Here is a 25,510-nt window from a genome sequence, read left to right as displayed (position 1 = left end):
GTTTTCCGATCTGTTGACCCCGCCATGACCCACAGAGAAAAACATACGCAGCACCAGCGCCTGTTCTTCTATATGGTGGGCATCGGCGCCGCCGCTGTCGCGCTGTTCGGCTATTTCGCCGCCGCGGCGTTCGAACGCTATCCGTTTGCCGACCTGGACCTCATGAAGGGCGCGATCATTGCGGCCACCACCTGTGTGCTGTTCTACCAGTTCGACCAGTTGCTCAGTACACGCCAGATGAGCTACATGCTCGGACGCGCCAGCCTGCGCTGGGTACAGGTCGTGATGGTCGTGCTGCTGGCCTATGTGCTGCTGCCCGAATCCGACCGCGACCACATGCGCGAAGTCATGCAGCTGTGGGCCATCGGCACCTGGCCCCTAATCTTGGGCGCGCTTGCCCTGATGCGCCTGAGCGCGGTGCGCCTGTACAGCGGGACTGACGCACGCTGCGCGATCTTCATCCAGCCCGGCCGCCAATCGCGCACGCTGGCCCTGCGGCTGGCGCGCTCGCCGATGCTCGGCATCCGCATCGATGGCTATTTCGGTCGCCCCTACAAAGGCGAAGACAGCACCGTCAAACGGCTGGGCGGACTCGATGAGCTTGACCACTATCTGCGCACCACGCCGTGCCAGGTCGTCTTCCTGGGCACCGGGCTGATCACCGACCCGCAGGCCACGCCCATCATGGACCGCCTGGGCGACACCACCGCCGCCATCTACTTCGTACCCGAATCACCGCGCGAAAGCCCCTTCCAGATCAACGTGGCCGACATTGCCGGCGTGCCGCTGCTGGCCCTGCACGAAACCGAAATCCTGGGCATGTCGCGGGTGCTCAAGCGCGCGTTCGACGTGGTGGTGGCCCTGGGCATGCTGCTGGTCTTCGGGCTGCCGATGGTCCTGATTGCGATCGGCATCAAGCGCACGTCGCCGGGGCCGGTGTTTTTCCGGCAGACCCGCTACGGGCAGGACGGCAAGCCGATCAGCATCTACAAGTTCCGGTCCATGCATGTGCACCTGCCCGAAGCCGCCAAGGTGCAGCAGGCGACACGGGGCGATCCGCGCATCACCCCGCTGGGACGCTTCATCCGCAAGACCTCGCTGGACGAACTGCCGCAGATCCTGAACGTGCTCGATGGCAGCATGAGCCTGGTCGGACCGCGGCCGCACGCGGCGGAACACAACGAGCTGTACCGCCAGCAGATCAAGGGCTACATGCTGCGGCACACCGTCAAGCCCGGCATTACCGGATGGGCGCAGGTCAACGGCCTGCGCGGTGAAACCGATACGCTGGACAAGATGATGCAGCGGGTGGAACACGACCGCTACTACATCCAGAACTGGTCGCTGTGGCTGGACATCAAGATCATTGCGCGAACGGCGCTGCTGGTGGTGCGGGACCGCAGCGCGTTCTAGGCGATCACTCCAGCTTGATGCCCGCTGCCTTGATCACCGGCGCCCACTTGGCGTCCTCTTCCTTCAAAAAGCGCGAGAACTCGGCCGGCCCCAATGCCGTCGGCGTCAGGCCCTGTTCGATCAGCCTGGCTTTCAGTTCGGGCGTCGCCATCACCGTCTGAATGGTCGTGACCAGTTTGGTGACGACCGCAGGCGGCATCCCGGCCGGTCCGGAAATCCCGAACCACGCTTCGCCAATGGCGCCGGGCACCGCCTCATCCATGGTCGGCACATCGGGCATGTCCGGCAAACGCTTTGCGCCACTGACCGCCAGGATCCGCACCTTGCCGGACTTGGCCTGCGCCGCCGCCACGCCCGGATTGTTGAAGATCGCATCCAGTTGCCCGCCCAGCAGATCGTTGATCGCCGCGCCCGTGCCCTTGTACGGTACATGGGTCATTTTCAGGTTGGCCTTCTGCTTGAGCAGTTCGCCCGTCAGAAAGCCCGCTGACCCCACGCCCGCCGACCCGTAGTTGTAGGTGCCGTTGGCATTCTGCGCGAGGGTGACGAATTCCTTGAACGTCTTTGCCGGATGATCGCTGCGCACGACCAGGCCATTCGCGAACGTGCCGATCATGACCATGTGCGTGAAATCGTCGATCGGCCGGTACGACACCTTCTGGCCCAGCAGCGGCCCGGTCGTTATCGCCGCGCCGTTGGTCAGCACCAGAAAGTAGCCCCTGGGGTCGGCCTTGGCGCCCGCGTCGGTGCCAAGGATGGACCCCGCGCCGCCCTTGTTTTCGATGAACACGGTCTGGCCCAGCGCCTCGCTCAGGCTGCTCGCGACCAGGCGCGCGACGACATCGCTGGTGCCGCCCGGCGCGAAGGGCACGATCAGCTTGATGGGGTGATCCGGATAGGCGCCCTGCGCCCAGGCAGTGGCGAACGGAAGTGCCGCGGCGGCAAGTCCGACCACATACGCGCCGACCACATAGGCACGCACCACATAGGCGCGCACCCCATGCGCACCGACCCCATGCGCCAGCCCCGCGCCCGTCCTTGCGCGGATCGCGCGTCGGCCTGGCCCCTGCCCATCGTTCAAACGTAAGCGCATGACTTTGTCCGGATAATGTTCAGCCAAGCTCGATATTCCGGCACGCGCCGCGCCGTCGTCAAGCGTGAATGTCATATCGACCGGACAATGAAAGCATGGCGGCCGGCGCTTGACATGGTCCGGACGCTTCACCTAAGGTGAAGTGGCAGACGCCGCCCATCCGGGCCGCGTGCGCGCGTTTGACGGAGCCTTGCATGGTTATCGCCGTATCGAACGAGACTGCCCGCACGCAGTCCGCCGCGCTCTCCCAGGCTGGTCTGATTCCGGCCTATCGCATCGAGTACATCGGCGCCAAGCCCGACCGCGGCGGCGCCGGCCGGCCCCAGGCGTTCACGGTGGAAATGAGCCCGAACAAGAAAGTCGGCGCGCATTACCACACGGTCTCGCAATACCAGGTAATCCTGCGCGGCGGCGGCCACATCGGCAGCCATCCGGTCTCGACCTACTCCGTTCACTACACCGACCCCTACACCACCTACGGCCCGCTGATCGCCGGACCCGATGCACTGCACTACATGACGCTGCGCGCCGCGGGCGATCCGGGCCCGCAATACCTGGCCAAGCCCGGGGTCAAGGAAGCCATCCTCCCGTCGCGCCGGCGCTTCCTGCTCAGCACCGACATCCGCTCGTCCACGCCCGACGAGGCCGCGGCGCTCGCGTCACCGCGTATCGACACGCTGCTTGAACCCGATGACGACGGCGTCGCGTCCACGCTGTATCGCCTCGGCCCGAACATGACGGCGCGGGGCCCCGACCCGTTATTGGGCGGCGGGCATTACTTCATGGTGATCGGCGGCGCCCTGCACTACGAGGGCGAACGGCTCGACATCGACTCGACCCTGTTCGTCGAATCCGACGATCCGGCGCTGGTGCTGCAAGCGGGCGAAGCCGGCGCCGATGTCCTCTTTCTGCAGTTCCCCAGATCATGACGATACGGCGCATGCACTGCACCCGATGCAATTACGTCTTCGACGAAACCATGGGTGACCCGGAAGACGGGATCGTCGCCGGCACCGAATGGGAAGACATCCCAGAGGCGTGGGCCTGCCCGAATTGTTCGGCGGGCAAAGAGGAATTCCGCGAAGAGGCCTGAAGGTCTCAGGCTGCCTTGCCCGCACTGGCCGGGCGGCGAATCGATCGTGACGGTCAGCCTGCGTCGAACAAGTGGCTTGCCTCCACCGGCGAGCCGAACAGCCAGCCCTGCCCCAGCGCATCGCGATCGATCCCGGCCACGATGCGTGCCTGCGCATCGGTCTCGATGCCTTCGATCACCAGCCCCAGCGACAGCGTGCGCGCCATTGCCACGATCTGCGGCATCAGGCTTTGCTCCGCACCCTCTTGCAGCGCCAGCGTAAAGCTGCGGTCGATCTTGATCATGTCCACCTGCAGCTGCGCCAGGTACGACAAGCTCGAATAGTCGGTGCCGAAGTCGTCGATGTAGACCGCGTGGCCGGCCTTGCGCAGGGCCTGGATGCCGCGGCCGATGGCGTCGTGGTCCGCGGTCGAACGCTCGGTCAACTCGAAGCCGATGGCGCCTGGCGAGACGCCTGCTGCCTGCAATTCGTGCCGCACAAAACCCGCAAAGGTGGGGTCCAGCACGTCCTTGGCGGACAGGTTCACCGTGACGCGAAAGCCGGGGCGCTGGCGCAGTCCGTCGGCCAGCTCGGCCATCACCCGTCGCAGCACGAACCGCGTGACCTCCGAAATGAACCCTTCTTCTTCGGCCACGGCAATGAACACGTCGGGGCTGATGGCATGGCCTTCGGTGTCGCGCCACCGGATCAAGGATTCTGCGCCCACCCGTTCGCGGTCGGCCAGGCGCACGATGGGCTGATACACGACCGTCAGCTCGTTATTGCCCAGCGCCGCACGCAGCCGGCGCGACAGGGACCGCGAGCGCGCGATCGCCGACACGAGGCCCACGCCGCCGCCAAGTCCTCCGACCAGGCCGAACAGGCCGAAGGCCATGACCAGCGGCGAGCCCGTGGCGCGGGGCCGATCGCGCAGCGCGGCCACGATGCAGCCGGTGTGCGCAGTCGAACAGCGCACTTCGAAGCGCCGGCCGTCCACCGTGACGGGTTCGCCCGACACCAGGGTGCGCAAGGCAAGTCCGGCGGGCGGCATGTTCGAAATGAAGACGTCGCGACGGGTGTCGTAATCGGCGACCACCGTGTAGTCCAGGCGCGGATCGACCTTGTCGATAAAGGCCTCGCGGTTCAGCACCACCGACGCATTGCCTTCCTCGATCACCATGCCGCGCACGCCAGGCATGCCGATCAAGGGCGTGTCGACCAGGACGCGCCGGCCGCGGCTGGTCTCGAAGTCCGCCGTGGCCCGACCGGTCGGCGCCGGCAGCTTTCCGAGGGTCGAACTGCACAGCATCTCGCGATCATGCAGGCGCACGGCGCTTTTGATGTGGCGGGACTCGATGACGATGCGGCGCAGCCACGCCAGGTCGGCGTCGCTGCACGGCGCGGCGGGGGATTGCCGGATGCGAGCAAGGGCCTGGACGATGTCGTCGCCCACGGCGTCGGCACGTTCAATGTAAAGCTGCGCGAGCCGGCCGGTATCGTCTTCGATCTGGTCATGCAGCGTCGCCACGCCGGCCCACAGACCGACGCCCAGCCCGATCGCCATGCAGGCGAGCACGCCCGATGTTGCGAAAGCGAAGGGTTGTGCTGTCATCGCATGGAAAGTGCCCGGCCGTAGAGGCGCTCAGGATACACCGTGGTGGCGCGCAACCCACACCGTGAGAATTTATGAATAACGTCCCCGTGGGTTTTGGGTATAAAGCCGTCTGGGTGCGTGGGCTTACTTCCAAGGCTTACTCCACCGGGTCGACATCTGTCGCGGCGCAACCATAACCACACTGCGGTGTCGGCCAGTCCGGTCAAGGACGTGGCCTGGAGAAGTCATGCTTCCGGTCAACTATCACCCTGCCCTGGTCGTGCTGTCCATAGGCGTGGCCATCCTGGCGTCGTACACCGCGCTTGGCATGGCCAATCGCGTGCGGGCCACAACGGGAATCGCCCGCCGCATCTGGCTGACCGGCGGCGCGCTGGCAATGGGTCTCGGTATCTGGTCCATGCACTTCATCGGCATGCTCGCCTTCAGCCTGCCCATTTCGCTTGGCTATGACGTTGGCCTGACCACGCTGTCGGTCGTGATCGCGATCGTCTCGTCCGCCTTCGCCCTGAACGTCGCCAGCCAGCCGCAACTGCCCGCGGGCAAGCTATGCGGCGCGGCCGTGCTGATGGGCGCGGGCATTGCCGCAATGCATTACGTGGGCATGGGCGCCCTGCGCATGGACCCGGGCATAAGGTATGACGCGTCGGTGGTGGCGCTGTCCATCGCGATTGCCATTGTGGCATCGGGTGCTGCGTTGTGGATCGCCCGCCGCACCGCCCAGGATTCCCTGCGCGAGCGCATGCTGCGCCTGGGCGCTGGCGTCATCATGGGCCTGGCGATTGTCGGCATGCACTACACCGGCATGGCGGCGGCCAGCTTTCCGCTGGGCACGGTGTGCCTGGCGGCTGGCAGCGGCATGTCGGCTTCGTGGCTCGCGCTGCTGGTCACGACCGTCACGCTGGGGGTGCTGGCGATTGCCCTGGTTGCCGCGCTGCTCGATGCGCGCATGCAGCAGCGCACGTCGGCGCTGTCGTTTTCGCTCGAAGCGGCCAACGAAGAACTGATCCGGCTTGCCTTGCACGACACCCTGACCGGACTGCCCAATCGCATCCTGCTGCAGGAACACGTCAAGCGGTCGGTCGACCAGGGCCAGCGCGGCCGCGGCAGCTTCGCCATCATGTTCGTGGACCTGGACGGTTTCAAGGCAATCAATGATGCTTACGGGCACCACACCGGCGACGCGTTGCTGATCGCCGTCGCGCAGCGCCTGCGCAGCGAGCTGCGGGCCGAAGACAGCATTGCCCGGCTCGGCGGCGACGAATTCGTGGTGCTGGCATCGGCAGCGGACCCGCACGACGCGGCCCAGCTGGCGCAGCGTCTGATTGACGCTGTGTCGGCGCCGGTGGCCCTGGCGGATCACCTGCTGCTCGTGACGGCCAGCATCGGCATCGCCATGTTCCCCGGCGACGGCGATTCAGGCGCCAGCCTCATGACGAACGCCGACGCCGCCATGTATCACGCCAAAAGCCTCGGCCGCGCCGGATACTGCTTTTTCGAGCCGTCGATGAACGCCAACGCACGCGAACAGTTGCGCTTGCTCCAGGACCTGCGATCGGCCATGACCAACAACGAATTCGAGCTGTACTACCAGCCCAAGTTCGTGGCGCCGGCGGGCCCGGTTGTGGGCGCCGAAGCCCTGCTGCGCTGGCACCATCCGGAACGCGGCCTGGTGCCCCCGGCACAGTTCATTCCGATGGCGGAAAAGACCGGCCTGATCCTGGCGATCGACGCGTGGGTGATCAATGAAGCGTGCCGGCAGTTGCGCGCCTGGTGTGACGACGGACATACGTCCTGGACGATGGCGGTCAATCTGTCGGCCCTGCAGTTCCAGCATGCCGGTCTGGTCGACCTGGTGCGCGACGCGTTGTCACGGCACGGTGTGGCCGCCGAGCGCCTGACGCTGGAGATTACCGAATCGATCGCCATGCGCGACGCCGAAGCAAGCATGGAGGTGCTGAACCGCCTGGTCGCCCTCGGGGTCTCGATTTCGATCGATGATTTTGGCACCGGCTATTCCAGCCTGATGTACCTGAAGCGCCTGCCGGCAACTGAACTCAAGATCGACCAGGGCTTTGTCAGTCAACTCGAACAGGACGGCGACGACGCCGCCATCATCTCAGCCATCGTTGCGCTGGCCCACAAGCTGGGCCTGAACATCGTGGCCGAAGGGGTCGAGACGCCCGAACAGCAGGCTTTCCTGACCCGGCTGGGGTGCAATTCCCTGCAGGGTTTCCTGCTGGGGCATCCCTTGCCCGCCGCGCAGTTCGTGGCCGCGAACGTACCGACGCACGAAGCGGCCGCCTGAACCGCGCGGCCGCTTCGTGCTTCAGGGGCGCCCGGGGGCACCTGGCCGTCCCTTAGCGGATGACGACATTGCCCTGGCCGGACGTGGCCACGCGGCTGCCGTGGCCGGCATGGCGGCCATGGGGAACCGTGTGGCCAGGGACCGGGTAGGTCGCGTCGTCAAAAGCCACGCCTTCGGTGCGGGCCTGGGCCAGTTCGGCGCGGACCACCTCACGCGTCACACCAGGGTTGGCTGCGCTGGCAGCGGGCGTAAACGCACCGGGGTACTGGGCATCGGCAACGATCAGGCCGGCCCGGCGGGCGCGGTCCAATTCAGCCCGCACCTGGGCGTGGGTGGTGTTGCTTTCCAGCGAGAAGGGGCCCGGATAGTTGGCGTCGGTAACGACGTTGCTGTCGGCAAAGGCGTTGGCGCCAGTAACGGACAGGGCGAGAAGCAGGGCTGCGGTCGTGGTCTTCATGATGATTCCTTTATTACTGACCGGCGGGGCGGGGCTGTTGGGCGGCGCGTGCCGGCGTCCTGGTGTGGACGGTGGCTGAAGTGCTCATGGTTATGAGCCAGTGACGTCACTGTATTAGCGTCCGCAGCTGGGATAAACCCCTATAGATCGACATCACTATTCATTCCCGGCTAACAATCCCGCCTTGGCAGTCGTGTATGGACGACCAACGCTGGCAATGCCAGTGCGCCATCGTGCTCATCGATTTGGGTGACGCCGACGGCGGATCGGCGTCCTGACGGCCCCTTCCTTGACGGTTCTCCCGCATGCGCCATGCGTCCCTGGCTCAACCGGCCGTGTGCCCGCAAGAGCGGCCTGGCGTCGACCAGCATGGGCATAGCCGTTGCTCGACTCGTCAGGCTGCTGCCGGTTGGTGGCAGCGGTCGACATGACAGGAGTTGGATGAGATGCGGATTGCCCAGGTCGCGCCCTTGTACGAGAGCGTCCCGCCGATGGCGTACGGCGCCACCGAAAGGGTGGTGTCCTACCTCACCGAAGCCCTGGTCGCGGCAGGACATGACGTGACACTGTTTGCCACGGGCGACTCGCGCACGGGCGCGCACCTGGTGGCGACGTGCGAGCGCGGCCTGTGGCGCGACAGTTCGGTATGGGACACCCAATGCCATCACGTCCGGCAACTGGAAACGGTCGCGCAGCGGGCCGACCAATTCGACATCGTGCACTTCCATGGCGAGCCCATGCACCTGCCCGTGTCAAAGCGGCTGCCCTGCCGGCATGTCACGACGATGCATGGCCTGCTGCTTCCGGCGGACCATGGCCCGCTGTACGCGCAGTTTCCCGATGCGCCCCTGGTGTCGATCAGCGACGATCAACGCAAGCCCTTGCCGTCGGCGAACTGGCGCGCCACCATCCACCACGGCATGCCGCCCGACGTCCTGCCCTTCCATCCGACGGGGGGCGACTATCTGGTGTTCCTGGGCCGCATGATGCCGTCCAAGCGGCCCGACCTGGCCATCGAGATCGCGCGTCGCACCGGCCTGCCCCTGAAGATGGCCGCCAAGGTGCATCCCGGCGAGCACGGCTATTTTCGGGACGAGATCGAACCGCTGCTGGCCCGGAATAAAGATGTCGTCGAGTACCTGGGCGAGGTCGGCGGAGAGGCGCGCCACGCCCTGCTCGCCAACGCGCGGGCGCTGCTGTTTCCCGTCGACTGGCCCGAGCCCTTCGGCATGGTGCTGATCGAAGCCATGTCCTGCGGCACGCCCGTCATTGCGTTCCGCCGCGGCGCCGTGCCCGAAGTGGTCGACCATGGCGTCAGTGGACTGATAGTTGGCGACGTCAACGAAGCGGTCGATGCGGTCGAACGTGTGGGCAGCCTGAATCGCGCGGCCTGCCGGCGCGTTTTCGAACAACGTTTTACGGCAGACCGCATGGCACACGACTACCTGGCGGTGTACCGACAATTGCTGGAGGAGGCCTGACCATGCGGATTGCCCAGGTCGCAACGCTGTATGAAACCGTGCCGCCGCAAGCCTACGGCGGCATCGAACGCGTGGTCTCCTACCTGACCGAAGAACTGGTGCAGCAAGGACACGACGTCACGCTGTTTGCATGCGGCGGGTCGCGCACGCAGGCACGGCTGATCGAAAGTTGCCCATGCGCGGTGCGCCTGGTGGAAGACACCGCCGATCCGCAGGCCTTTCATTTCGCCATGCTGGAAGAGGTGGTACGGCAGTCGGGCAACTTTGATCTGGCGCACTTCCATGTCGATTACCAGCACTTCCCGTTCTCGCGCAGGCTGGCCTGCCCCCACCTGACGACCTTGCACTGGCGCCTGGATATTCCCGGCCTGCCGCTGCTGTACCGGGCCTTTGCCGACGTGCCCGTAGTGTCGATCTCGGACGCGCAGCGCACGCCTTTGCCCTGGCTCAACTGGCAGGGCACCGTGCACCACGGGCTGCCCGACGACCTGCTGACGCAGGGCGATGGAGGCGGCGGCTACCTGGCCTTCCTGGGCCGCATCGCGCCCGCCAAGCGGCCCGATCTGGCAATCGAGATCGCGCGCCGTGCCCACGTGCCGCTGCACATCGGCGCCAAGATAGACAACGGCGACCTGCATTACTTCGAGCGCGATATCCGTCACCTGTTCGATGACCCCATCGTCAACTATCGCGGCGAATTGGATGACAGGCAGAAGAACGCCTTCCTGGGCGGGGCGCGTGCCCTGGTCTTTCCGATCGACTGGCCCGAGCCCTTCGGGCTGGTCATGGCCGAGGCACTGGCCTGCGGCACGCCGGTGATCGCCTTCCGGCGCGGGTCGGTGCCCGAAGTGATCGAGCATGGCGTGACCGGCTTCATCGTCGATACCGTGGACGAGGCCGTCGAGGCGGTGCACCGCTTGCCCGAGATCGATCGCCGCGCCTGCCGCGCCGCGTTCAAGACGCGCTTCACGGCATCGCGCATGGTGGCCGACTACCTGCCGATCTATGAAGGGCTGTGCCGGGCTTCCGTTGGCGCGGCGCCAGGCGAGGTGCCCGCGCCCCGCCCGGCCTGCGCGGACCTCATCCTCTAGGAGTGCATCATGCGATTCATGGCCCTTGCCACCGACTACGACAACACCCTGGCCTTCGACGGCCAGGTCGCCGATGCCACGTGGGACGCGCTTGACCGCTTGTGCGAGTCCGGGCGACAAGTGTTCCTGGTCAGCGGACGCGAACTGGATGACCTGCTGGCCATCTGCCCGCGCATCGAACGCTTCACGCGCGTCGTGGCCGAGAACGGCGGTGTGCTGTACGACCCGGCAACGCGCGAGCGCCGCCTGCTCGCCCCGCCGCCCCCGCCGGAATTCGTGGACGCGATGCGCGCCAAAGGGGTCAGGCATCTGGGGGTGAGCGAAACGCTGGTCGCAACCATGAAGCCCCATGACCGCGAGGCGCTCGACGCCATCCGTGAGCTGGGCCTCGACCTGCATGTGGTCTTCAACGGCGACGCCGTCATGGTGCTGGCGCCGGGCGTCACCAAGGGCACCGGGCTGACCGCCGCGCTGGAGGACACGGGCCTGTCGCCACACAACGTGGTAGCGGTCGGTGACGCCGAAAACGACCACCACCTGCTGGCGCTGTGCGAGATGGCGGTGGCGGTGAACAACGCCTTGCCGATGTTGAAAAAGAACGCCGACATGGTGACCCAGGGCGAGCATGGCCACGGCGTGATCGAGCTGGTGGACGCCCTGCTGGACGATGATCTGCGCAGCCGCGCGCAGGCGTCCGCGCGGCACGGCCTGCTGGTCGGCCAGGCGGGGGACGAGCCTTTCACCCTGCCCCCTTATGGCACCGTGACGCTCGCCTGTGGCCCGTCGGGCAGTGGCAAATCGACGCTGACTACGGCGTTGATCGAACGCCTGGTCGACGCCGACTACCAGGTGTGCATCTTCGATCCGGAGGGCGACTACGGCGGCCTGGAAGGCGCGGTCACCGTGGGCGATACCGAGCATGCCCCGCCCGCGGACCAGGTGCTGGAACTGCTTGCGCAGCCCCGGCAAAGTGTCATCGTCAACCTGCTGCGTGTTCCGCTGGCCGACCGGCCCCGCTACTTCGCCACGCTGCTGCCGCGCCTCCTGGCCTTGCGCGCCAAGACCGGACGGCCACATTGGCTGGTGTTCGAAGAGGCGCATCACCTCTTCCCCACCGACTGGTCCCCGGCCGAGCAGGCGCTGCCCGTCTCGCTCGAGACCGCCATGGCGACGACCGTGCAACCGGATCAGCTGGCGCCAGCGTTCCTGGACAAGGTCACGACGGTGCTCGCGGTGGGCCCCGCCCCGGCCGAGAGCCTGGCCACGTTCCACCGCGCGCGCAACAACGCGAACGCCGTGCCGGACGCCAAAGGGCCAACCCTGGAACGGGGGCAGGTATGGGTGTGTCAGGTGGCCGCGGCGGAAGAATCCGGAAGCGCACCTTCAGCCGCCGTGGTGGTGAATATCGAGCCGGGGCGCACCCATCGGCGCCGCCATGTGCGCAAGTATGCGGAAGGCCTGCTGATCCCCGAACGCAGTTTCTTTTTCCGCGGACCGGAGGACAAGCTCAATCTGCGCGCCCACAACCTGGTGCTGTTCGTCGAATTGGGCGATGGCGTCGATGACGACACCTGGACGTGGCATCTGCAGCGCGGCGACTATTCGCGCTGGTTCGAAGACGTCATTGGCGACAGCGACCTGGCGGAGGCCGCAAGACAGGTGGAGGCAGACACCGCGCTCGATTCCAAACAGAGCCGGGCGCGGATCCGCGACGCCATCGAGTCACGCTACACCCAACCCGAAAACCCCAACCTGCCGGTGATCGGCCATCATGGGGAGTCGGGCAAGGAAGCGTAAGGCGCCGTCTGCCGGCCGATTAGCCTTCGACGCGCACCGTGATGGGCGTCAGGCCTTCAATCGTGCCGCGCATGACCTGCCCTGGCTTGACCGCGCCGACGCCTTCGGGCGTGCCGGTCATGATCACGTCGCCCGGTTCCAGGGTTTCGTATTGCGACAGGTAGGCGATCGACTCGGCCACCGACCAGATCAGCATGTCGATGTCGGAACTCTGCCTGGTCTGGCCATCGACTGTGACAGCAATGGCTGCCTTGTCCGGATGGCCAACTTCGCTCACGCGCGAAATCGGACCGATGGGCGCAGATTTGGAGAACGACTTGCCGAATTCCCACGGTCGGCCCTTGTCGCGGGCGTCCAGCTGCAGGTCGCGGCGCGTCATGTCCAGGCCCACGGCGTAGCCATACACATGTTCAAGTGCCAGGTCGATCGAGATGTCCTTGCCACCCGTGCCGATGACTGCCACCAGTTCGATCTCGTGATGGAAGTTGCTGGTCTGCGGGGGATACGGAATGGTGATCTCGGTCTCGCCGGCCTGCACCACGGCGTTGGCGGGCTTCATGAAGAAGAAAGGTTTTTCACGGTCCGGGTCCCGGCCCATTTCCCGGGCGTGCGCGGCATAGTTGCGGCCGACACAGAACACGCGGTTGACGGGAAACTGGTCGTCGCTGCCGACGATGTCGAGCGCAACCTGGGCAGGTTGGGCAATGGCGTATGGCATTCGGTGATTCCTTGTGAAATTAGAGGTCGATGCCGCGGTAAACCCAGTCGATCTCGAAAGTGCTGCCCTTCGGGCGCGTGGTCACGATGCTGTTGCGCACGTCGCGCGCGCCGCCACCGGCATGGCAGAAGCCGCAGAAAAAGCGGGATGACAGCTGGATGCGGCCGGTGCGCAGGTAGCGATCGTTTTCATAGGCTACCAGCGCGGCGTCCAGATCAGGCATCGTACTGACCTTCCTGGCCAGCACCACCGCATCTTCCATCGCCATGCACGCGCCCTGCGCCAGATATTGCAGGGTCGGGTGCGCCGCGTCGCCCAGCAAGGTGGCGCGGCCCTGCGACCAGCCTGGCGTCGGGTCGCGGTCCTGCAGGACCCAGTGCCTGTCCTTGCGCACAAAGCCCAGCATCTTCTGGACCGACGGAATGCAATGGCTGAAGATGGCTTCCATTTCTTCGGGGCCGATCGTCTCGGCCCGGCCCGTGCGCATGGCTTCGTTCTCGACCACCGCAACGTTGTTCATGACCTTGCCGCCGCGCAGCCGGTATTGCACCAGATGCAGATCGGGGCCGACCCACATCACGACATCGTCAGCATGCGTCGCATCTTCGATTTCTTCGATCGGCACCACGCCGCGGTAGGCGACCTGCCCGGCCACACGCGGCGCGCCGTCATTCAGGATACTGGCCCGCACCCGCGACTTCAGGCCATCGGCGCCGATCAGCGCCGCGCCGCGATACTGGCTGCCATCCTCACAGACCACGTCGACGCCGTTGGCGTCCTGCGTGAAGCTGGCCACCCCGCGCGAGGTCTCGATCGTGACGCCCGGCAGCGCGCGTGCTGCATCCAGCAGCATCTGATGCAGATCGCTGCGGTGGATCACGGTGTAGGGATAGCCATAGCGTTCCTGGAACGCGTCGCCCAGCTCGATGCGGGTCAGTTCCTTCCCGTCGATGGCATCGATCATGACCAGATTGTTCGGGTAGAAAGCGACCTCTTTCAACTTGTCCGCGATGCCCAGCTCGACAAGGATGCGGTAGGCGTTGGGCCCCAGCTGCAGGCCATAGCCAATTTCGCCCAGCTCGGCGGCGCGCTCCAGCACGCGCACGGAGCGGCCCTCGCGCGCCAGCGCCAGCGCGGTGGCTATCCCGCCAATGCCGCCGCCCGCGACGAGGATTTCGTCCGATGCCGGTGTAGAGCTGCTTTCCATCATTGTCTCGCTATCGTTATGGTTGTCGACTTCCGCCAGTCCTGTGCACTGTAGGCGCGGCAGCGTCATCGAACAATCCAATAGATTCGATAACCTCAATTCGACAATTCAATACAGCAAGGCGGGCGGGCAGCGATGGGCAAGGCGCAGCCTGGCCACGGCGCGCGCGGCGCGCCGCGGGTTATCCCTTGGATTGCTACACCGTGACGGGAAGGGCGGTCTCGGTGTCCTCGACGGCATCGATCAGGCTCTGGCCGGGGGCGACGCGGGTGAAACGCACCGGTTCCCGTGTCAGCGCAATGCGGCCTTCCTTGAAGCGGGCCACGGTGTAGCTGGACGTTGCCAGGTCGCCCGCCTGCGGGAAGTCTTCGCGAAAGTGCGCGCCGCGGCTGTCTTCGCGCGCCAGCGCCGCTTCGACGATGACCTGGCTGACACTGATCAGGTTGCGCAGATTGAGCCAGTCGTGCCAGGTCAGGTTGTAGGCCAGGGTGCCGGCCGGAATGCCGCTGGCCGCCAGTTCGGCCGACAGCGCCGCGAGCTGCGCGCGGGCGCGGGTCAGGCCCGCCGCATCGCGCAAGATGCCCACGTCGTCCCACATGCAGGCATACAGGGACTCGCGCAGCGCGCCCAGATCGCCCGGCGGCAAGGTGGTCGGGTGCAACGTGGCGGCCACGGCCGATCCGATGGCCGCGGCGTCCGGCTCGCGAAAGTCCGCCGTGCGCACATAGGCCCCCATGGTATCGCCGGCGATCCCGCCGAAGACGGTGGAATTGGCCACGCCATTGCCGCCCAGGCGGTTGGCGCCGTGCACGCCGCCGGTATCCTCCCCCGCCGCGAACAGTCCGGTCAGGCCGGTCGTGCAGTCGGGCTGGAACACGACGCCGCCCATCATGTAGTGCGCGGTCGGCACGACTTCCACCAGGCCGCCGGCCAGATCGAAGCCGCAGTCGGCGCAGCGCTCGACCATGCCCTTGAACTGCTTGCGCACCGAGTCCGCGCCCAGGTGATGCATCTGGATGTAGACGCCACCATGGGGCGAGGTGCGCCCCGCACGCATCTCGGAATAGATACCGCGTGACACGATGTCCCGCGTCGCTCGTTCCTTGCGCGCGTCGTAGTCCTGCATGAACCGCTCGTGCTTGCCGTTGAGCAGATAGCCCCCCGCGCCGCGCAGCCCTTCTTCGATCACGGTGCCCGTCATGCGGGTGCCGCTGCCGGCCAGCAGGCCGGTCGGATGGAACTGCACCATTTCCATATCGCGCAGTGGCAGGCCTGCGCGCAGCGCCATCGCCATGCCATCGCAGCTCTTGTCGCCCGATGGCGTGTGGTAGCGATACATGGTCGGCCCGCCCCCCGTGGCCAGCAGCACGGCCTTGGCCTGCACCAGCGTGAAGTCGCCCGTGCGCATGTCCAGCATCAGCACGCCGGCCAGCGCCGTGCCATCGGCGGTTTTGATCAGCTCGACGGCGCGGTGTTCTTCCAGCCTATGGATGCCGCGCCGCCAGACCTGCTCGGCCAGCCGGTTGATGATCTCGATGCCGGTCAGATCGCCCTTGTGCACCGTGCGGTCGAAGGTCTGCCCGGCAAAGGCCTTCTGGTGCACGCTGCCATCGGCATTACGATCGAAGAAGCACCCCAGCTCGTTTTCGAGTTCGTGGATGCGCACCACCGCCTGCTCGACCAGGGTCCACGCCAGATCCTGATTGGCCAGCCACTTGCTGCCCTCGATGGTGTCCATGAAATGCCGCGGCACGGAATCGCCGGGCGCAAGGGCCACGTTGTAGCCGCCCTGCACCATGCGCGTACAGCCGCATTTGCCCAGCAGTCCCTTCACCGCGATGGTGATGTGCGCGCCCGGGTTGCCTTGATGCGCATGCAGGGCGGCAAACAGCCCCGCCCCGCCCGAACCCAGGATCAGGATGTCGGTCTGGCGCCGTGTGACGGTGGTCATGGCCGGGCTCCCGGGGCGGCGGTGGCGGCCGCGGCGCCGGACTTGCCGATGCCCAGTTCCGCCAGTACCCGGTCGCGCTGCCGGTCGACGTCCTGGCGCACGCTGTCGTACAGACTGCCGCCATGGCTGTCCATTGCCACGCGCAAGGGACCAAAGTGGCGGATTTTGAAGCGCCACAACGATTCGGGATTCAGGTCATCCATGTCGACATCTTCGATCTGTTCGATCCAGGTGGTCTCCAGCGCCGCCGTGCCGCCCACGATCGCCAGGTAAGCGCCACCCAGTTCGCGGAAGGCATCGAGCGATCCTTCCCGCAAGCCCCCCTTCCCCACGATCAGCCGCACGCCGTAGTCGGTCATCAGCGGGCGCGTGAAGCGCTCCATGCGGTCCGACGTGGTGGTGCCGATGCAGATCGGCGCATAGCCTGCCGGGTAGCCGTCGGACACGGGCACCTTCCTGACATTGGGCGCGGTATGGATCACGGCGTGCCCCGTCAGGTCCATGCGGGTGCGGCGGCCGCGATCGAACAGGTGGATCTGCGTCGCGTCACGGATCCCGTACAGGGTGTCCTCCAAGGTCACCGTGTCGTTGACCTTGAGTTGCCGGACGGCGCCTTCATCGATCGGCATGTGCAGGGTGTGATGGGTCATGATCAGAATCCATAGCTCACGCCGTCGGGCGTAAAGGTCGCTCGGGCGCGCCGCGCGGAGTGGCATTGCATGTTGACGGCCACCGGGTTCATGGTGATGTGCGTGGCGGCCAGTTCGATGTGGACGGCGAACGCGGTGGCGTCACCCCCCAGTCCTTGCGGTCCGACGCCCAGATGATTGACGGCGGCGGACAGCGCCTGCTCCAGCGCCGCGCCATCGGGGTCCGCGCAGGCTGATCCCAGCGGCCGCGTCGCGGCGCGTTTGGCCAGCGCCACGCACAGGTCCGACGTGCCGCCCACGCCCACGCCAACGATCGTTGGCGGACAGGTCTTGCCCCCTGCGGCGATCACGCAATCGACCACAAAGCGCTTGATGGCCTCGATGCCTTCGGCGGGCACCGCCATCTTCAGGAAGGAATTGTTTTCCGACCCGCTGCCTTTCGGGACCATGGCCAGCGACCAGGTGTCGGGGGCATCGTCGTAATCGATGTGGATCACCGGCACTTCGGCGCCGCAGGACGTGTGTTCGTTCTTGCGCGTCAGGGGATGCACGACGGACGAACGCAGCGGGTGTTCGCGGGTGGCCCGCGCGCAGCCGCGGCGGATGGCCTCTTTCAGGGCCTGCCCGTCCACCGCCACCCCGCGACCGATGGACACGTTATAGATCGGGATGCCGGTGTCCTGGCACAGCAGGTTGTCGTTGTCTTCGGCAACGGCAATGTTGGTGGTCATGGTGCGCAGGATCTCGCGCGCACCCTCCATCGTTTCGTTGCGCTCCAGCGCGGCCAGGCCGTCTTTGATGTCGGGCGGCAGGATCTTGAGCGCGCGGATGTACAGGGTCTTGGCCGCGTCTTCGGCGGCGAGCAGGTCGATATGCATAGGGCTTCCGGTCAACGAAAAAAGAGCGACATCCGGTATTGCGGCAGGCCTGGCAGTCAGCGGACCACCAGCTTCTGGTCCTTGACGATGGCGGCCCACATCGTTGATTCCTGCGCGACCGCGCTGCTCATCTCGGCAGGCGAATCGCCCACCGCGACCATGCCCTGGGCAGCCAGCTTGTCTTTCACGTCCGGATCGTCCAGCACCTGCCGCGTGTCGCGGTTGATCTTGTCGATGACGGCAGCGGGCGTACCGATGGGTGCGGCCAGGCCAAACCAGCCTTCGACGTTGACGCCGGCCAGCCCGGCTTCGGCGGCCGTCGGCACGTCCGGCAGCAAGGCGGACCGCTGCGTCCCGGTCACTGCCAATGCGCGGATCTTTCCGGCTTTGACAAAGCTGCTCAGCGCCGCGATGTTGCCCACGGCCGCCTGGATCTGGCCGGCAATCATGTCGGCATAGGCCAGCGTCTCGCCCTTGTAGGGAACGTGCGTCCAGGAAACGCCTGCGGCCTTGCCAAAGGCTTCGGCCGCCATGTGCGTCTGGCTGCCCACGCCGGCCGATCCGAAGTTGACCTTGCCGGGCCGCTCCTTGATGTACGCAATGAGTTCCTGCAGGTTCCTGGGTGGCAGCTTGGGATCGATCACCACCAGCATCGGTCCGCTGGCCGCCTTCGTAATCATGTTGAAGTCCTTCACCGCATACGACAGCTGCGGGTAGATGTGCGGATTCACGGTAAAGATGCTGCCCGAGGCCATCAGCAACACATAGCCATCGGCGGGAGCCTTGACCACGGCTTCGGCCCCTATCACGCCGCCCGCACCCGGCCGGTTCTCGACCACCACCGTCTGCTTCCATTTTTCGCCCAGCTTCTGACCCAGCACGCGCGCGACGATATCGGTCGAGCCTCCTGCCGGGAAGGGCACCACGACACGCACCTGCTGGCGCGGCCAGTCGTCCGCGTGGCTGGTGGCGGGCAACGCACAGGCGAATGCAGTCAGGGCAATGGCGACAGCCGGCGCGAACGCGCGACGCGGCCCCGCCTTCAAGGTGTGAATGGCAAGCATGTCTTCCTCCGGTGGAACCGGCGCCGCCTCATCGGGCGGCGCGCTTTGTGGGTGGTGCGTTCGCCAGGCAGCGCAACTGCGCGGCCTTCATGCGGTCATGCGTTCGCAGGGTCATGCGTTCACGCGGTCATGCGGTCATACGTTCAGGGACACGGCCAGCATCAGGCCCGTGCACAGGCTCGCGCCCAGGCCGATGGCGATCCAGTCCTTGCGCAGGCCGCCCATCGTGCCGAATTCGATCAGCAGCAGTCGCACGCCGCCCATCAGGTGCAGCGACAGCAGCACCACCAGCCCCCATTCAGCCAGCTTGAACAGCGGCGCATCGGTCCAGCGCAGAAAGCCCTCCAACGCGGCCTCGCCGTGCAGGGCCTGGCCCAGCGCCCAGAAATGCACCGGCAGGAAGGCCGCCAGCGCGAGTCCCGACACGCGGTGCACAAGAAATGCCCAGTAGGCGGCGTGCTGCCTGGCGCGGGCATCGATGGGTTGCCGGATGGCGGGTTTCATGGCGGGCTTCATGCCGCGCCCCCTGCCGTCACCGCCCATACCGCGCGCAGTCCGGTCACGAGCACCAGCACGCCAAACGCCGCGGCCGCCACGTGCACGCCGCGCCCGCGCCAGCGCCACCATTCTTCCGCGATCTTCAGCACACCAATCGGCACATGCACCGCCGCCGCGATCACGAACACGGCATAGAAGATGCCCCACGCCATATTGCCCCGCGTGCGGCCCAGGATCTCGGCGCCGGTCAACCCGTTGCGAACCGCAACGATGATGACCGCGATATGCACCACCACGCACAAGGCCAGCACCATGGCGCTCAGACGTTGCAGCATCCACAGCCGGGCCTGCAGGGCGGCGGAAGTCGTTGATGTCGTCATCGACACGGTGGTGCTGCGCATCACAACTCGCCTTTCATTGCCGCGCGCCCCACCCTGCGCTTCAGGCCTGCAATACTGGTTGTCGGTGACAACTGCTTGGGACACCGCTCGGTGCAGGAACCCTGGGTATGGCAGCTGTGGCAGCCGGCATCGCCCGCCACGGCGCGCAGCCGTGCCTTGCCCGCGACATCGCGCTCGTCGTTCACCAGGGTCCACGCCCGATTGAGCGCGGCCGGGCCCAGGTATTCGGGCCGCCACTGCACCACGTCGCACGATGCATAACAGACGCCGCAGCCAATGCATTCAATGCCGGCATCGGCTGCCCGCCGCTCGGGCGTGTCCGGCGCCACCACGGCAAAGGGTTCGTGCCGGCTGCGTTCGCCATCGAACGCGCCCTTGGCCTGCGTCCATTTGTCGAAGAAGGCGGTCATGTCGGTCACCAGGTCCTTCACGACCGGCAGGTTGGCCAGCGGCGCAATCTCCAGCCGGCCGTCCATGGCGACCTTGGACACATGGGTGCGACAGGTCCACCGCGCCCGGCCATTGACCGTCATCGCGCACGATCCGCACATGCCGACCCGACAGGCGTAGCGATAGCTCAGGTCGGGCTGCAGATGCCGCTGTACATAGGTGACAACGTCAAGCACGGTCTGGCTGTCATGACGCGGAACGTCGTAGACCGTCAGGCCGCCGGCGCCTGCCTCGGCCTCGCCGCGCCAGATGGATACCTTCAGCACTTCCATGGATCCTGCCTCGTTCATTGCCGGAAAGTGCAGTCATTGTTGAGGATTGAAGCATCAAAAAAAAGCGAGTAATTTTGAAGCCGAGACAAAGAAATAATCCGATAACAATCACAACCGGAGATCTTCCATGGCGTCCATCCGCACGCTGCGCATCTTCCTGTCCGTGGCGCGCCACGGCACCTTTGTGGCAGTGGGGGACGAGATCGGACTGACCCCGGCTGCCGTCGGCCTGCAGATCCGCGCACTCGAAGCCGACCTGAATTGCCAGCTGTTCGATCGCACTGCGCGCGCTGCCGTGCTCAATCCGCATGGCCGGCGCCTGCTGCCCGACATCGAAGATGTGGTGCGCCGTTACGAGGCCCTCGCCATGGCCGACGCCAGTGACGATTTGGCCGGCACCGCGGTCATGGGAGCGCTGGTGTCGGCGCTGATGGGCGACTTTGCCAACGCGTTGTGGGATATCAAACGCAAGCATCGCCGGCTCGACGTCCGCTTGTTTGCGGGCCTGTCGGCCGACTTCACGCGGCGGGTGGAAGCCGGCGAGCTCGATGCGGCGGTCGTCACGCAATCGCCACGTCCCCTGCCCGTGAGCCTGATCTGGACGCCGCTGTACAGCGAGCCCATGGTGCTGATCGCGCCGCGATCCCCGCACTTCGTGCTGGGGGCCTGTGCCGCCGACATCCTGCGCACGGCCCCCTTCATCCGTTTCGACCGCAGCACCTGGACAGGCGCGCTGGTCGATACGGTGCTTGCCGAAGTCGGTGTGCAGGTCAACGAAAGCATGGAGCTGAACAGTGTCGAAGCCATCATCGAACTGGTGCGGCATGGCTTTGGCGTGTCCATCGTTCCGCAGTTGGCGAATGTCGCGTGGCGGCAGGATCCGGAGCTGCACATCGTGCCCCTGGATGGCGTCGGTATCCGGCGGCACGTGGGCCTGGTCGAGCGCAAGCACCACGCGCGCGTCAACTTCACGACGGCAGTGAAAAGCTATTTTGCGAAGCCGGAAGCCGAGCCTGCTGCGAGGCTGGTGAGCTGAAGGCGCCAGGTCGGGCCGCGTCGCACGGCGGGCGCCCCGCCTCTGCTTTCAGGCGCGCCGGATCGTGGGCGCCGCCAGTCCTTCCATCATGACGTTGATGCAAGCCGGCTTGCCACTGGCCACCGCGGCATTCACCGCTGCTTCCATCCTGGCCGGATCGGTCACGTTCCCCCCATGCGCCCCGAACGCGGCGGCGACCTGGTCGTACCGTGTGGGCAGCAGCTCGCAGCCTATCGTGCGATCGGCCCCGTAATCGCGCACCTGGATCTGGTATTCGGCGTTCCACCGCGCATCGTTGCCAACCACAACGACCAAGGGCAAGCCATACCGCACGGCCGTGTCGAACTCGGCGGCATGAAAGCCGAAGGTCCCGTCGCCGAGCACGGCCACCACCGGTGCATCCGGGACCGCCACACGCGCCGCGACCGCGAACGGCAAGGCCGAGCCGATCGATCCGGCGATCCCATTGATCACGCGGTGCGGGGCGGACAGGCAGGCCTGCGCCCATTGCCCGATCTCGCCGCCGTCGACCACCAGGACGGCATCGGGGTGGCTGTCGAGCAAGGCCTGCAGGGGCCAAAAGGCCGCCGCCGGGTGGACGCGATCCGGCACGCTTGCGGTCGCCGTGGCCCAGGCCGCCGGCCGGTAAGCGATCGCGGCGGCGACCGCCTGCCGCCAGTCGGCGGCCTTCTCATCGGCGCGACCGCCTTCAGCACGACGGCCGTCAGCCGACGCCGTTTCACCTGACGCCGCTTGCCCCGCGTTGCCCGCTTCCACCTGCTCCACGGCCGCCATCAATGCCTGCGCACCGGACACCGCATCAGCGACGCACGTCGCCACCAGCCGATCGCCAAAGGCGGTGCGGCTGCGGGACAACTCGTTGTCATCCGCATCGATGTGCATGACCGACACGTCGGCCGCCAGCGCCGGCGCCTGGCCGAACTTCAGGGTGAAGTCCAGGCGCTTGCCCAGCAGCAGCACACCATCGGCCTGCGCCAGCATCTCCGCAAACGTGCCCAGGCAGGGGTCGCCCACGCCACGCGGACTTTCCATTCCGACGACCGGCACCCCGGTGGCCGCGGCAAGCGCCGCCGACAGCGCGCGGCCCGGGCGGGTCAGCAAGGCCGGACCGGTCAGTATCAACGGCCGTCTGGCCGACCGCAGGCGCGACAGCATCTCGGCGATGGTGGCGTGGTTCGGCGTAACAGGAGAGGCGAGCCAGGCTGCGCGGGATACCGGCCGACGCGACGCCACGGTTGCCTCCAGCAGATCGGTCGGCAGGCTGACATGCACCGGCCCGGGCCGGCCGGACAAGGCCACGGAAAACGCCCGCGCCATGTCCTCGGCCAGGCCATCCGTGGTCTGCGCGGTCCATGACGCCTTGGTCAGCGGCGCGGCCATATCCGCTTGCGCCATCTCCTGGAACGCCCCCTTGCCGAGCTGGTTCAACGGCGCGTGTCCCGACAGCAGCACCACCGGCGATTCAGCCTGGGCGACCGTGTACAACGCGCCCACCGCGTTGGCATGCCCCGGCCCGCCCGTCACCAGCGCCACGCCCACCTTCCCGGTCAGCCGCGCCCACGCATCCGCCATATGGACCGCGGCCGCCTCGTGCCGCGTGTGGATGAGCCGGATCCCGGCGTCCTTGCAGGCGTCGAAGATCGGCATGATGTGGTTGCCGGACAGCGTAAAGATCGTGTCGACACCGGCGTCGGCCAGGGACCGGACCAGCAGGTCCGCACCGCGGGAAGAAGTCGTGGGCATGATGGCTCCAGAAGGAATGACCGCCATCATGGCCGACTCGCCACGCCCTGCAAAGCCAATAAAGCTGGGGGCGAGCGAAAAGAAAACTTTGGGTGGGCAGGCGGACCGTCCGGCGCGCCGAACGTCCAAAACATAACTTTTTGCTTATGTATGACACATAAGCAGCGCCTTATCTGTCCAGGTCTTCGCTGCGTTTGAGTTGCAGGATGACGGGTGCCCAGCGCTTCTTGCGGCGGTTCTGGGTCTGGCGGTAGTAATGGCATGCCACCACCACCGGGGCGATCGCGGCGAGTACGGTAAACGTGTGCAGATCCATCTCAGTCTCCTTGCCAATCGTTGATCGATCGTGACGGATCGATGACATTGCAGCAATACGACGTCAAATGGACAGGTGGTGGATAGACGAATGGCCCGGACTGTGGCTGGCGTTGTCACGACAACGCCAATCCCGGCTCCGGGCCATGGGTCGGGGATCACCCCGCGGCGATCACCCTGCGGCAATCACCATTCAGTGCCGTAGTGGCGATACACCTGGCGGGCATACTCTTCGTTGTACTCAGGCGCGGTGGATGCCGTGTCATATCGCGGCGCGTTTTCAAGCTGCGACTGTTCCAGGGGCACGACATAGCCGTCCAGGTCCGTGCTGTACTCCAGCACGTTCCAGGGGAGCGGGTAACGATCGGTCCCGATGCCCAGGAAGCCGCCGAATTCCAGGACGGCATACCGGACCTGGCCCGTGCGTTTTTCAATCATGACGTGGTCGATCGAGCCCAGCTTTTCTCCCACCTTGTTGTAAACGGTGGTGCCTTCGACACGGTCCGACGAGATCAGGGTATTGGGGGAATTGAGTTCTGCCATGATGGTTCTCCTTGCGAGTGCAATGGGGGACGGATGCGCGGCGGCTGCCGCGCGATGCCTGGTCAGGCACTCCCCTACTGCTCAGCACGGAACATGCCCGCTAGAAGCCGCTTTCCCGAATGATTGCGCTGCCCAGCGTGCGCAGCCAGTCGGCTGCGATGGCATACGGCTGGCCATGGATGACCACGTCGACCAGGGCCGTGCGGGCCTGCGGCAACGGTTCAGCCAGGCGCAGCCGGACGCGATACAGCGCGTGCTGCACTTCACGTTTGCTGTTGGTACTGACGCGAATCGGACCGCCGTGGGTGGCGTCCAGCATGTCATCGGGCAAGAGCGCTTAGGTAGTCCAGCGGACAGAAGCGACTATCGGGCAAACCTCATTGAGCACTTCAACTTCTACAATCGCCTGTTGCAACATTCGCAAACGCGAAGCTGCGATGCGTTAAAAACCGGCTCATTCATGGCTTTTTGCTAGCGAAGCGTCTGTTTCTACTATCGCAAAGAGCCCACCGGGAGCGCAGCATGCGGCATTTTCATGACTGCTGTCTGATGCGGCGCTCCCTATTTCTTACAGCTTTTTCTCAACACCCAATCGAGTGAAAACCAGCGTGCCCATGCCCCCGACACCTACCCCGCCACCACCGACAGGATTTACCCTCAAGGCCTTCGGCTGGCTTGCCCTTATCGTTCTGACCGTCGGCATCATCGCCATATCGATCGGCATCTACGCCGACGACCCCAGCAACGGCTACGCCTACGCGCTGAACGGCGCCACCCTCCCGGCAGCCTTCGTCATCTACCCCACCGCCTGGCGCGTCGGCGCCAGCATCGCCGTCGTCGCCGGCATGATCACCTACCTGATCATGCGCCGCCGCATCCAGCGCGGCGAACCCTTCCTGTCGCCCCGCGTGCAGTCCGCCATCATGCTGATCGTTGCAACCGGCACGCTGTACGGCCTCGTCAGCACGATGGATTTCGACAAGGTCGAAGAGACGGCCAAGCCGATCGTGACTTCGATGGCAAGGTAACTGCCTTCCGGTCGAACTGATGCGCTTGGAAAGGGGCGGCTCCGACGACTTCCTCTGTCCGCATGACGATGTGCCCTTGCCCGACGACGCCCACGGCATCGACCGCGAAGCCGAAGTGGTTGTGGTTGTCGACGATGTGCCGCTGGGCGCCACGGCGGCCCAGGCAGCCACCCATATCCGCCTTGTCATGCTCGCCAATGACTGGAGCCTGCGAGGCCTGCAACCGCGTGAACTGAAGACCGGTTTCGGCTTCATCCATGCCAAGCCTTCCACGTCATTCGGCCCGGTGGCAGTCACGCCCGATGAACTGGGCGAGCACTGGAAAGACGACCGCGTGCGGATGGATATCGAGCAGGACGGCGCGTCGATTTTCGGCGTCATTGATCAGCAGCTCGTGCGCGCGACACAGC

Annotated in this window: 25 protein-coding genes and 1 pseudogene; 10 read left to right on the top strand and 16 right to left on the bottom strand. The window is 65.9% G+C overall.

Annotated features, from left to right (window positions below; genetic code table 11):
- Nucleotides 1–24: 24 nt before the first annotated feature.
- Nucleotides 25–1,413 carry an undecaprenyl-phosphate glucose phosphotransferase gene (locus IE116_RS21965; RefSeq protein WP_189615394.1) on the top strand — a complete coding sequence of 463 codons (1,389 nt, stop codon included), beginning with the start codon at nt 25–27 and terminating at the stop codon, nt 1,411–1,413.
- A 4-nt stretch (nt 1,414–1,417) separates the two neighbouring features.
- Here the strand turns inward: IE116_RS21965 and IE116_RS21960 are convergent, their stop codons facing one another.
- Nucleotides 1,418–2,506: a Bug family tripartite tricarboxylate transporter substrate binding protein gene (locus tag IE116_RS21960; protein WP_189615392.1), complete on the bottom strand. Its 1,089-nt coding sequence runs from the start codon at nt 2,504–2,506 to the stop codon at nt 1,418–1,420.
- Between the two features lie 194 nt (nt 2,507–2,700).
- Here IE116_RS21960 and IE116_RS21955 point away from each other — a divergent pair, with 194 nt between their 5' ends.
- Nucleotides 2,701–3,435 carry a hypothetical protein gene (locus tag IE116_RS21955; RefSeq protein WP_189615391.1) on the top strand — a complete coding sequence of 245 codons (735 nt, stop codon included), beginning with the start codon at nt 2,701–2,703 and terminating at the stop codon, nt 3,433–3,435.
- Nucleotides 3,436–3,446: 11 nt separating this feature from the next.
- Nucleotides 3,447–3,599, top strand: coding sequence for a rubredoxin (locus tag IE116_RS21950; protein ID WP_229828697.1), 153 nt, complete (start codon nt 3,447–3,449; stop codon nt 3,597–3,599).
- Between the two features lie 53 nt (nt 3,600–3,652).
- Here the strand turns inward: IE116_RS21950 and IE116_RS21945 are convergent, their stop codons facing one another.
- Nucleotides 3,653–5,191 (bottom strand): EAL domain-containing protein, encoded by a 1,539-nt coding sequence (locus tag IE116_RS21945; RefSeq protein WP_189615387.1) that lies wholly within the window; start codon nt 5,189–5,191, stop codon nt 3,653–3,655.
- Nucleotides 5,192–5,420: 229 nt separating this feature from the next.
- Here IE116_RS21945 and IE116_RS21940 point away from each other — a divergent pair, with 229 nt between their 5' ends.
- Nucleotides 5,421–7,499, top strand: coding sequence for a putative bifunctional diguanylate cyclase/phosphodiesterase (locus tag IE116_RS21940; RefSeq protein ID WP_189615385.1), 2,079 nt, complete (start codon nt 5,421–5,423; stop codon nt 7,497–7,499).
- Nucleotides 7,500–7,551: 52 nt separating this feature from the next.
- Here the strand turns inward: IE116_RS21940 and IE116_RS21935 are convergent, their stop codons facing one another.
- Complete coding sequence (locus IE116_RS21935) at nt 7,552–7,956, bottom strand: DUF4148 domain-containing protein (protein WP_189615383.1); 405 nt, start codon at nt 7,954–7,956, stop codon at nt 7,552–7,554.
- A gap of 446 nt (nt 7,957–8,402) precedes the next feature.
- Between IE116_RS21935 and IE116_RS21930 the strand changes: the two genes are divergently transcribed.
- Genes IE116_RS21930 through IE116_RS21920 form a run of 3 tightly spaced genes read left to right on the top strand, consistent with a single transcriptional unit; the run spans nt 8,403 to nt 12,325 of the window.
- Nucleotides 8,403–9,437, top strand: a complete 1,035-nt coding sequence (locus IE116_RS21930; RefSeq protein ID WP_189615381.1) for a glycosyltransferase family 4 protein — start codon at nt 8,403–8,405, stop codon at nt 9,435–9,437.
- Nucleotides 9,438–9,439: 2 nt separating this feature from the next.
- Nucleotides 9,440–10,528, top strand: a complete 1,089-nt coding sequence (locus IE116_RS21925) for a glycosyltransferase family 4 protein (protein WP_189615379.1) — start codon at nt 9,440–9,442, stop codon at nt 10,526–10,528.
- Between the two features lie 9 nt (nt 10,529–10,537).
- Nucleotides 10,538–12,325, top strand: a complete 1,788-nt coding sequence (locus IE116_RS21920; RefSeq protein WP_189615377.1) for an HAD family hydrolase — start codon at nt 10,538–10,540, stop codon at nt 12,323–12,325.
- Between the two features lie 19 nt (nt 12,326–12,344).
- Here IE116_RS21920 and IE116_RS21915 read toward each other — a convergent pair whose 3' ends face one another.
- From IE116_RS21915 to IE116_RS21875, 9 genes are all read right to left on the bottom strand, one after another.
- Entirely contained in the window at nt 12,345–13,043 is a 699-nt protein-coding gene (locus tag IE116_RS21915) for a fumarylacetoacetate hydrolase family protein (protein WP_189615375.1), read from the bottom strand.
- A gap of 19 nt (nt 13,044–13,062) precedes the next feature.
- On the bottom strand, nt 13,063–14,319 hold the full coding sequence (locus IE116_RS21910) for an FAD-dependent monooxygenase (RefSeq protein WP_189615373.1): 1,257 nt from the start codon (nt 14,317–14,319) through the stop codon (nt 13,063–13,065).
- A gap of 127 nt (nt 14,320–14,446) precedes the next feature.
- Complete coding sequence (locus IE116_RS21905) at nt 14,447–16,201, bottom strand: L-aspartate oxidase (RefSeq protein WP_189615371.1); 1,755 nt, start codon at nt 16,199–16,201, stop codon at nt 14,447–14,449.
- Nucleotides 16,198–16,851 carry a fumarate hydratase C-terminal domain-containing protein gene (locus IE116_RS21900; RefSeq protein WP_189615369.1) on the bottom strand — a complete coding sequence of 218 codons (654 nt, stop codon included), beginning with the start codon at nt 16,849–16,851 and terminating at the stop codon, nt 16,198–16,200. Before IE116_RS21900 ends, IE116_RS21905 begins: the two co-directional genes overlap by 4 nt.
- Nucleotides 16,852–16,853: 2 nt before the next feature.
- Nucleotides 16,854–17,729 (bottom strand): fumarate hydratase, encoded by an 876-nt coding sequence (locus IE116_RS21895; RefSeq protein ID WP_189615368.1) that lies wholly within the window; start codon nt 17,727–17,729, stop codon nt 16,854–16,856.
- 56 nt (nt 17,730–17,785) lie between these two features.
- Nucleotides 17,786–18,793, bottom strand: a complete 1,008-nt coding sequence (locus tag IE116_RS21890; RefSeq protein ID WP_189615367.1) for a Bug family tripartite tricarboxylate transporter substrate binding protein — start codon at nt 18,791–18,793, stop codon at nt 17,786–17,788.
- Between the two features lie 135 nt (nt 18,794–18,928).
- Nucleotides 18,929–19,297, bottom strand: a complete 369-nt coding sequence (gene sdhC / locus IE116_RS21885) for a succinate dehydrogenase, cytochrome b556 subunit (protein WP_189615366.1) — start codon at nt 19,295–19,297, stop codon at nt 18,929–18,931.
- Nucleotides 19,298–19,305: 8 nt separating this feature from the next.
- Nucleotides 19,306–19,692 (bottom strand): succinate dehydrogenase, encoded by a 387-nt coding sequence (locus tag IE116_RS21880; RefSeq protein WP_229828693.1) that lies wholly within the window; start codon nt 19,690–19,692, stop codon nt 19,306–19,308.
- Nucleotides 19,692–20,414 carry a succinate dehydrogenase/fumarate reductase iron-sulfur subunit gene (locus IE116_RS21875; protein ID WP_189615365.1) on the bottom strand — a complete coding sequence of 241 codons (723 nt, stop codon included), beginning with the start codon at nt 20,412–20,414 and terminating at the stop codon, nt 19,692–19,694. Before IE116_RS21875 ends, IE116_RS21880 begins: the two co-directional genes overlap by 1 nt.
- Nucleotides 20,415–20,541: 127 nt before the next feature.
- On the opposite strand from IE116_RS21875, the gene IE116_RS21870 reads away from it, so the two are divergent.
- Nucleotides 20,542–21,450: a LysR family transcriptional regulator gene (locus IE116_RS21870; RefSeq protein ID WP_189615364.1), complete on the top strand. Its 909-nt coding sequence runs from the start codon at nt 20,542–20,544 to the stop codon at nt 21,448–21,450.
- A gap of 48 nt (nt 21,451–21,498) precedes the next feature.
- On the opposite strand, the gene IE116_RS21865 is transcribed toward IE116_RS21870, so the two are convergent.
- The 4 genes from IE116_RS21865 to IE116_RS21850 all read right to left on the bottom strand — a co-directional run bounded on the left by IE116_RS21865 (nt 21,499) and on the right by IE116_RS21850 (nt 24,403).
- The gene (locus tag IE116_RS21865) at nt 21,499–23,214 is read right to left on the bottom strand and encodes a thiamine pyrophosphate-binding protein (protein WP_189615363.1); all 1,716 of its coding nucleotides are present in this window, start codon (nt 23,212–23,214) and stop codon (nt 21,499–21,501) included.
- A gap of 169 nt (nt 23,215–23,383) precedes the next feature.
- Nucleotides 23,384–23,530, bottom strand: a complete 147-nt coding sequence (locus IE116_RS21860) for a hypothetical protein (RefSeq protein ID WP_189615361.1) — start codon at nt 23,528–23,530, stop codon at nt 23,384–23,386.
- A gap of 185 nt (nt 23,531–23,715) precedes the next feature.
- Nucleotides 23,716–24,072, bottom strand: coding sequence for a PRC-barrel domain-containing protein (locus tag IE116_RS21855; RefSeq protein ID WP_189615359.1), 357 nt, complete (start codon nt 24,070–24,072; stop codon nt 23,716–23,718).
- 100 nt (nt 24,073–24,172) lie between these two features.
- Nucleotides 24,173–24,403, bottom strand: coding sequence for a hypothetical protein (locus tag IE116_RS21850; protein ID WP_189615357.1), 231 nt, complete (start codon nt 24,401–24,403; stop codon nt 24,173–24,175).
- Between the two features lie 283 nt (nt 24,404–24,686).
- On the opposite strand from IE116_RS21850, the gene IE116_RS21845 reads away from it, so the two are divergent.
- Both IE116_RS21845 and IE116_RS21840 read left to right on the top strand, forming a co-directional pair.
- On the top strand, nt 24,687–25,100 hold the full coding sequence (locus tag IE116_RS21845) for a hypothetical protein (RefSeq protein ID WP_189615355.1): 414 nt from the start codon (nt 24,687–24,689) through the stop codon (nt 25,098–25,100).
- 31 nt (nt 25,101–25,131) lie between these two features.
- Nucleotides 25,132–25,458: pseudogene (locus tag IE116_RS21840) on the top strand (fumarylacetoacetate hydrolase family protein); the annotation flags it as partial.
- Between the last annotated feature and the right edge of the window lie 52 nt (nt 25,459–25,510).

The sequence above is a fragment of the Pigmentiphaga litoralis genome, assembly GCF_014651835.1.
GTDB classification, from domain to species: domain Bacteria; phylum Pseudomonadota; class Gammaproteobacteria; order Burkholderiales; family Burkholderiaceae_B; genus Pigmentiphaga; species Pigmentiphaga litoralis.
Note: the sequence above shows the minus strand (reverse complement) of the source record. Positions and strands in the feature narration are given on the sequence as shown.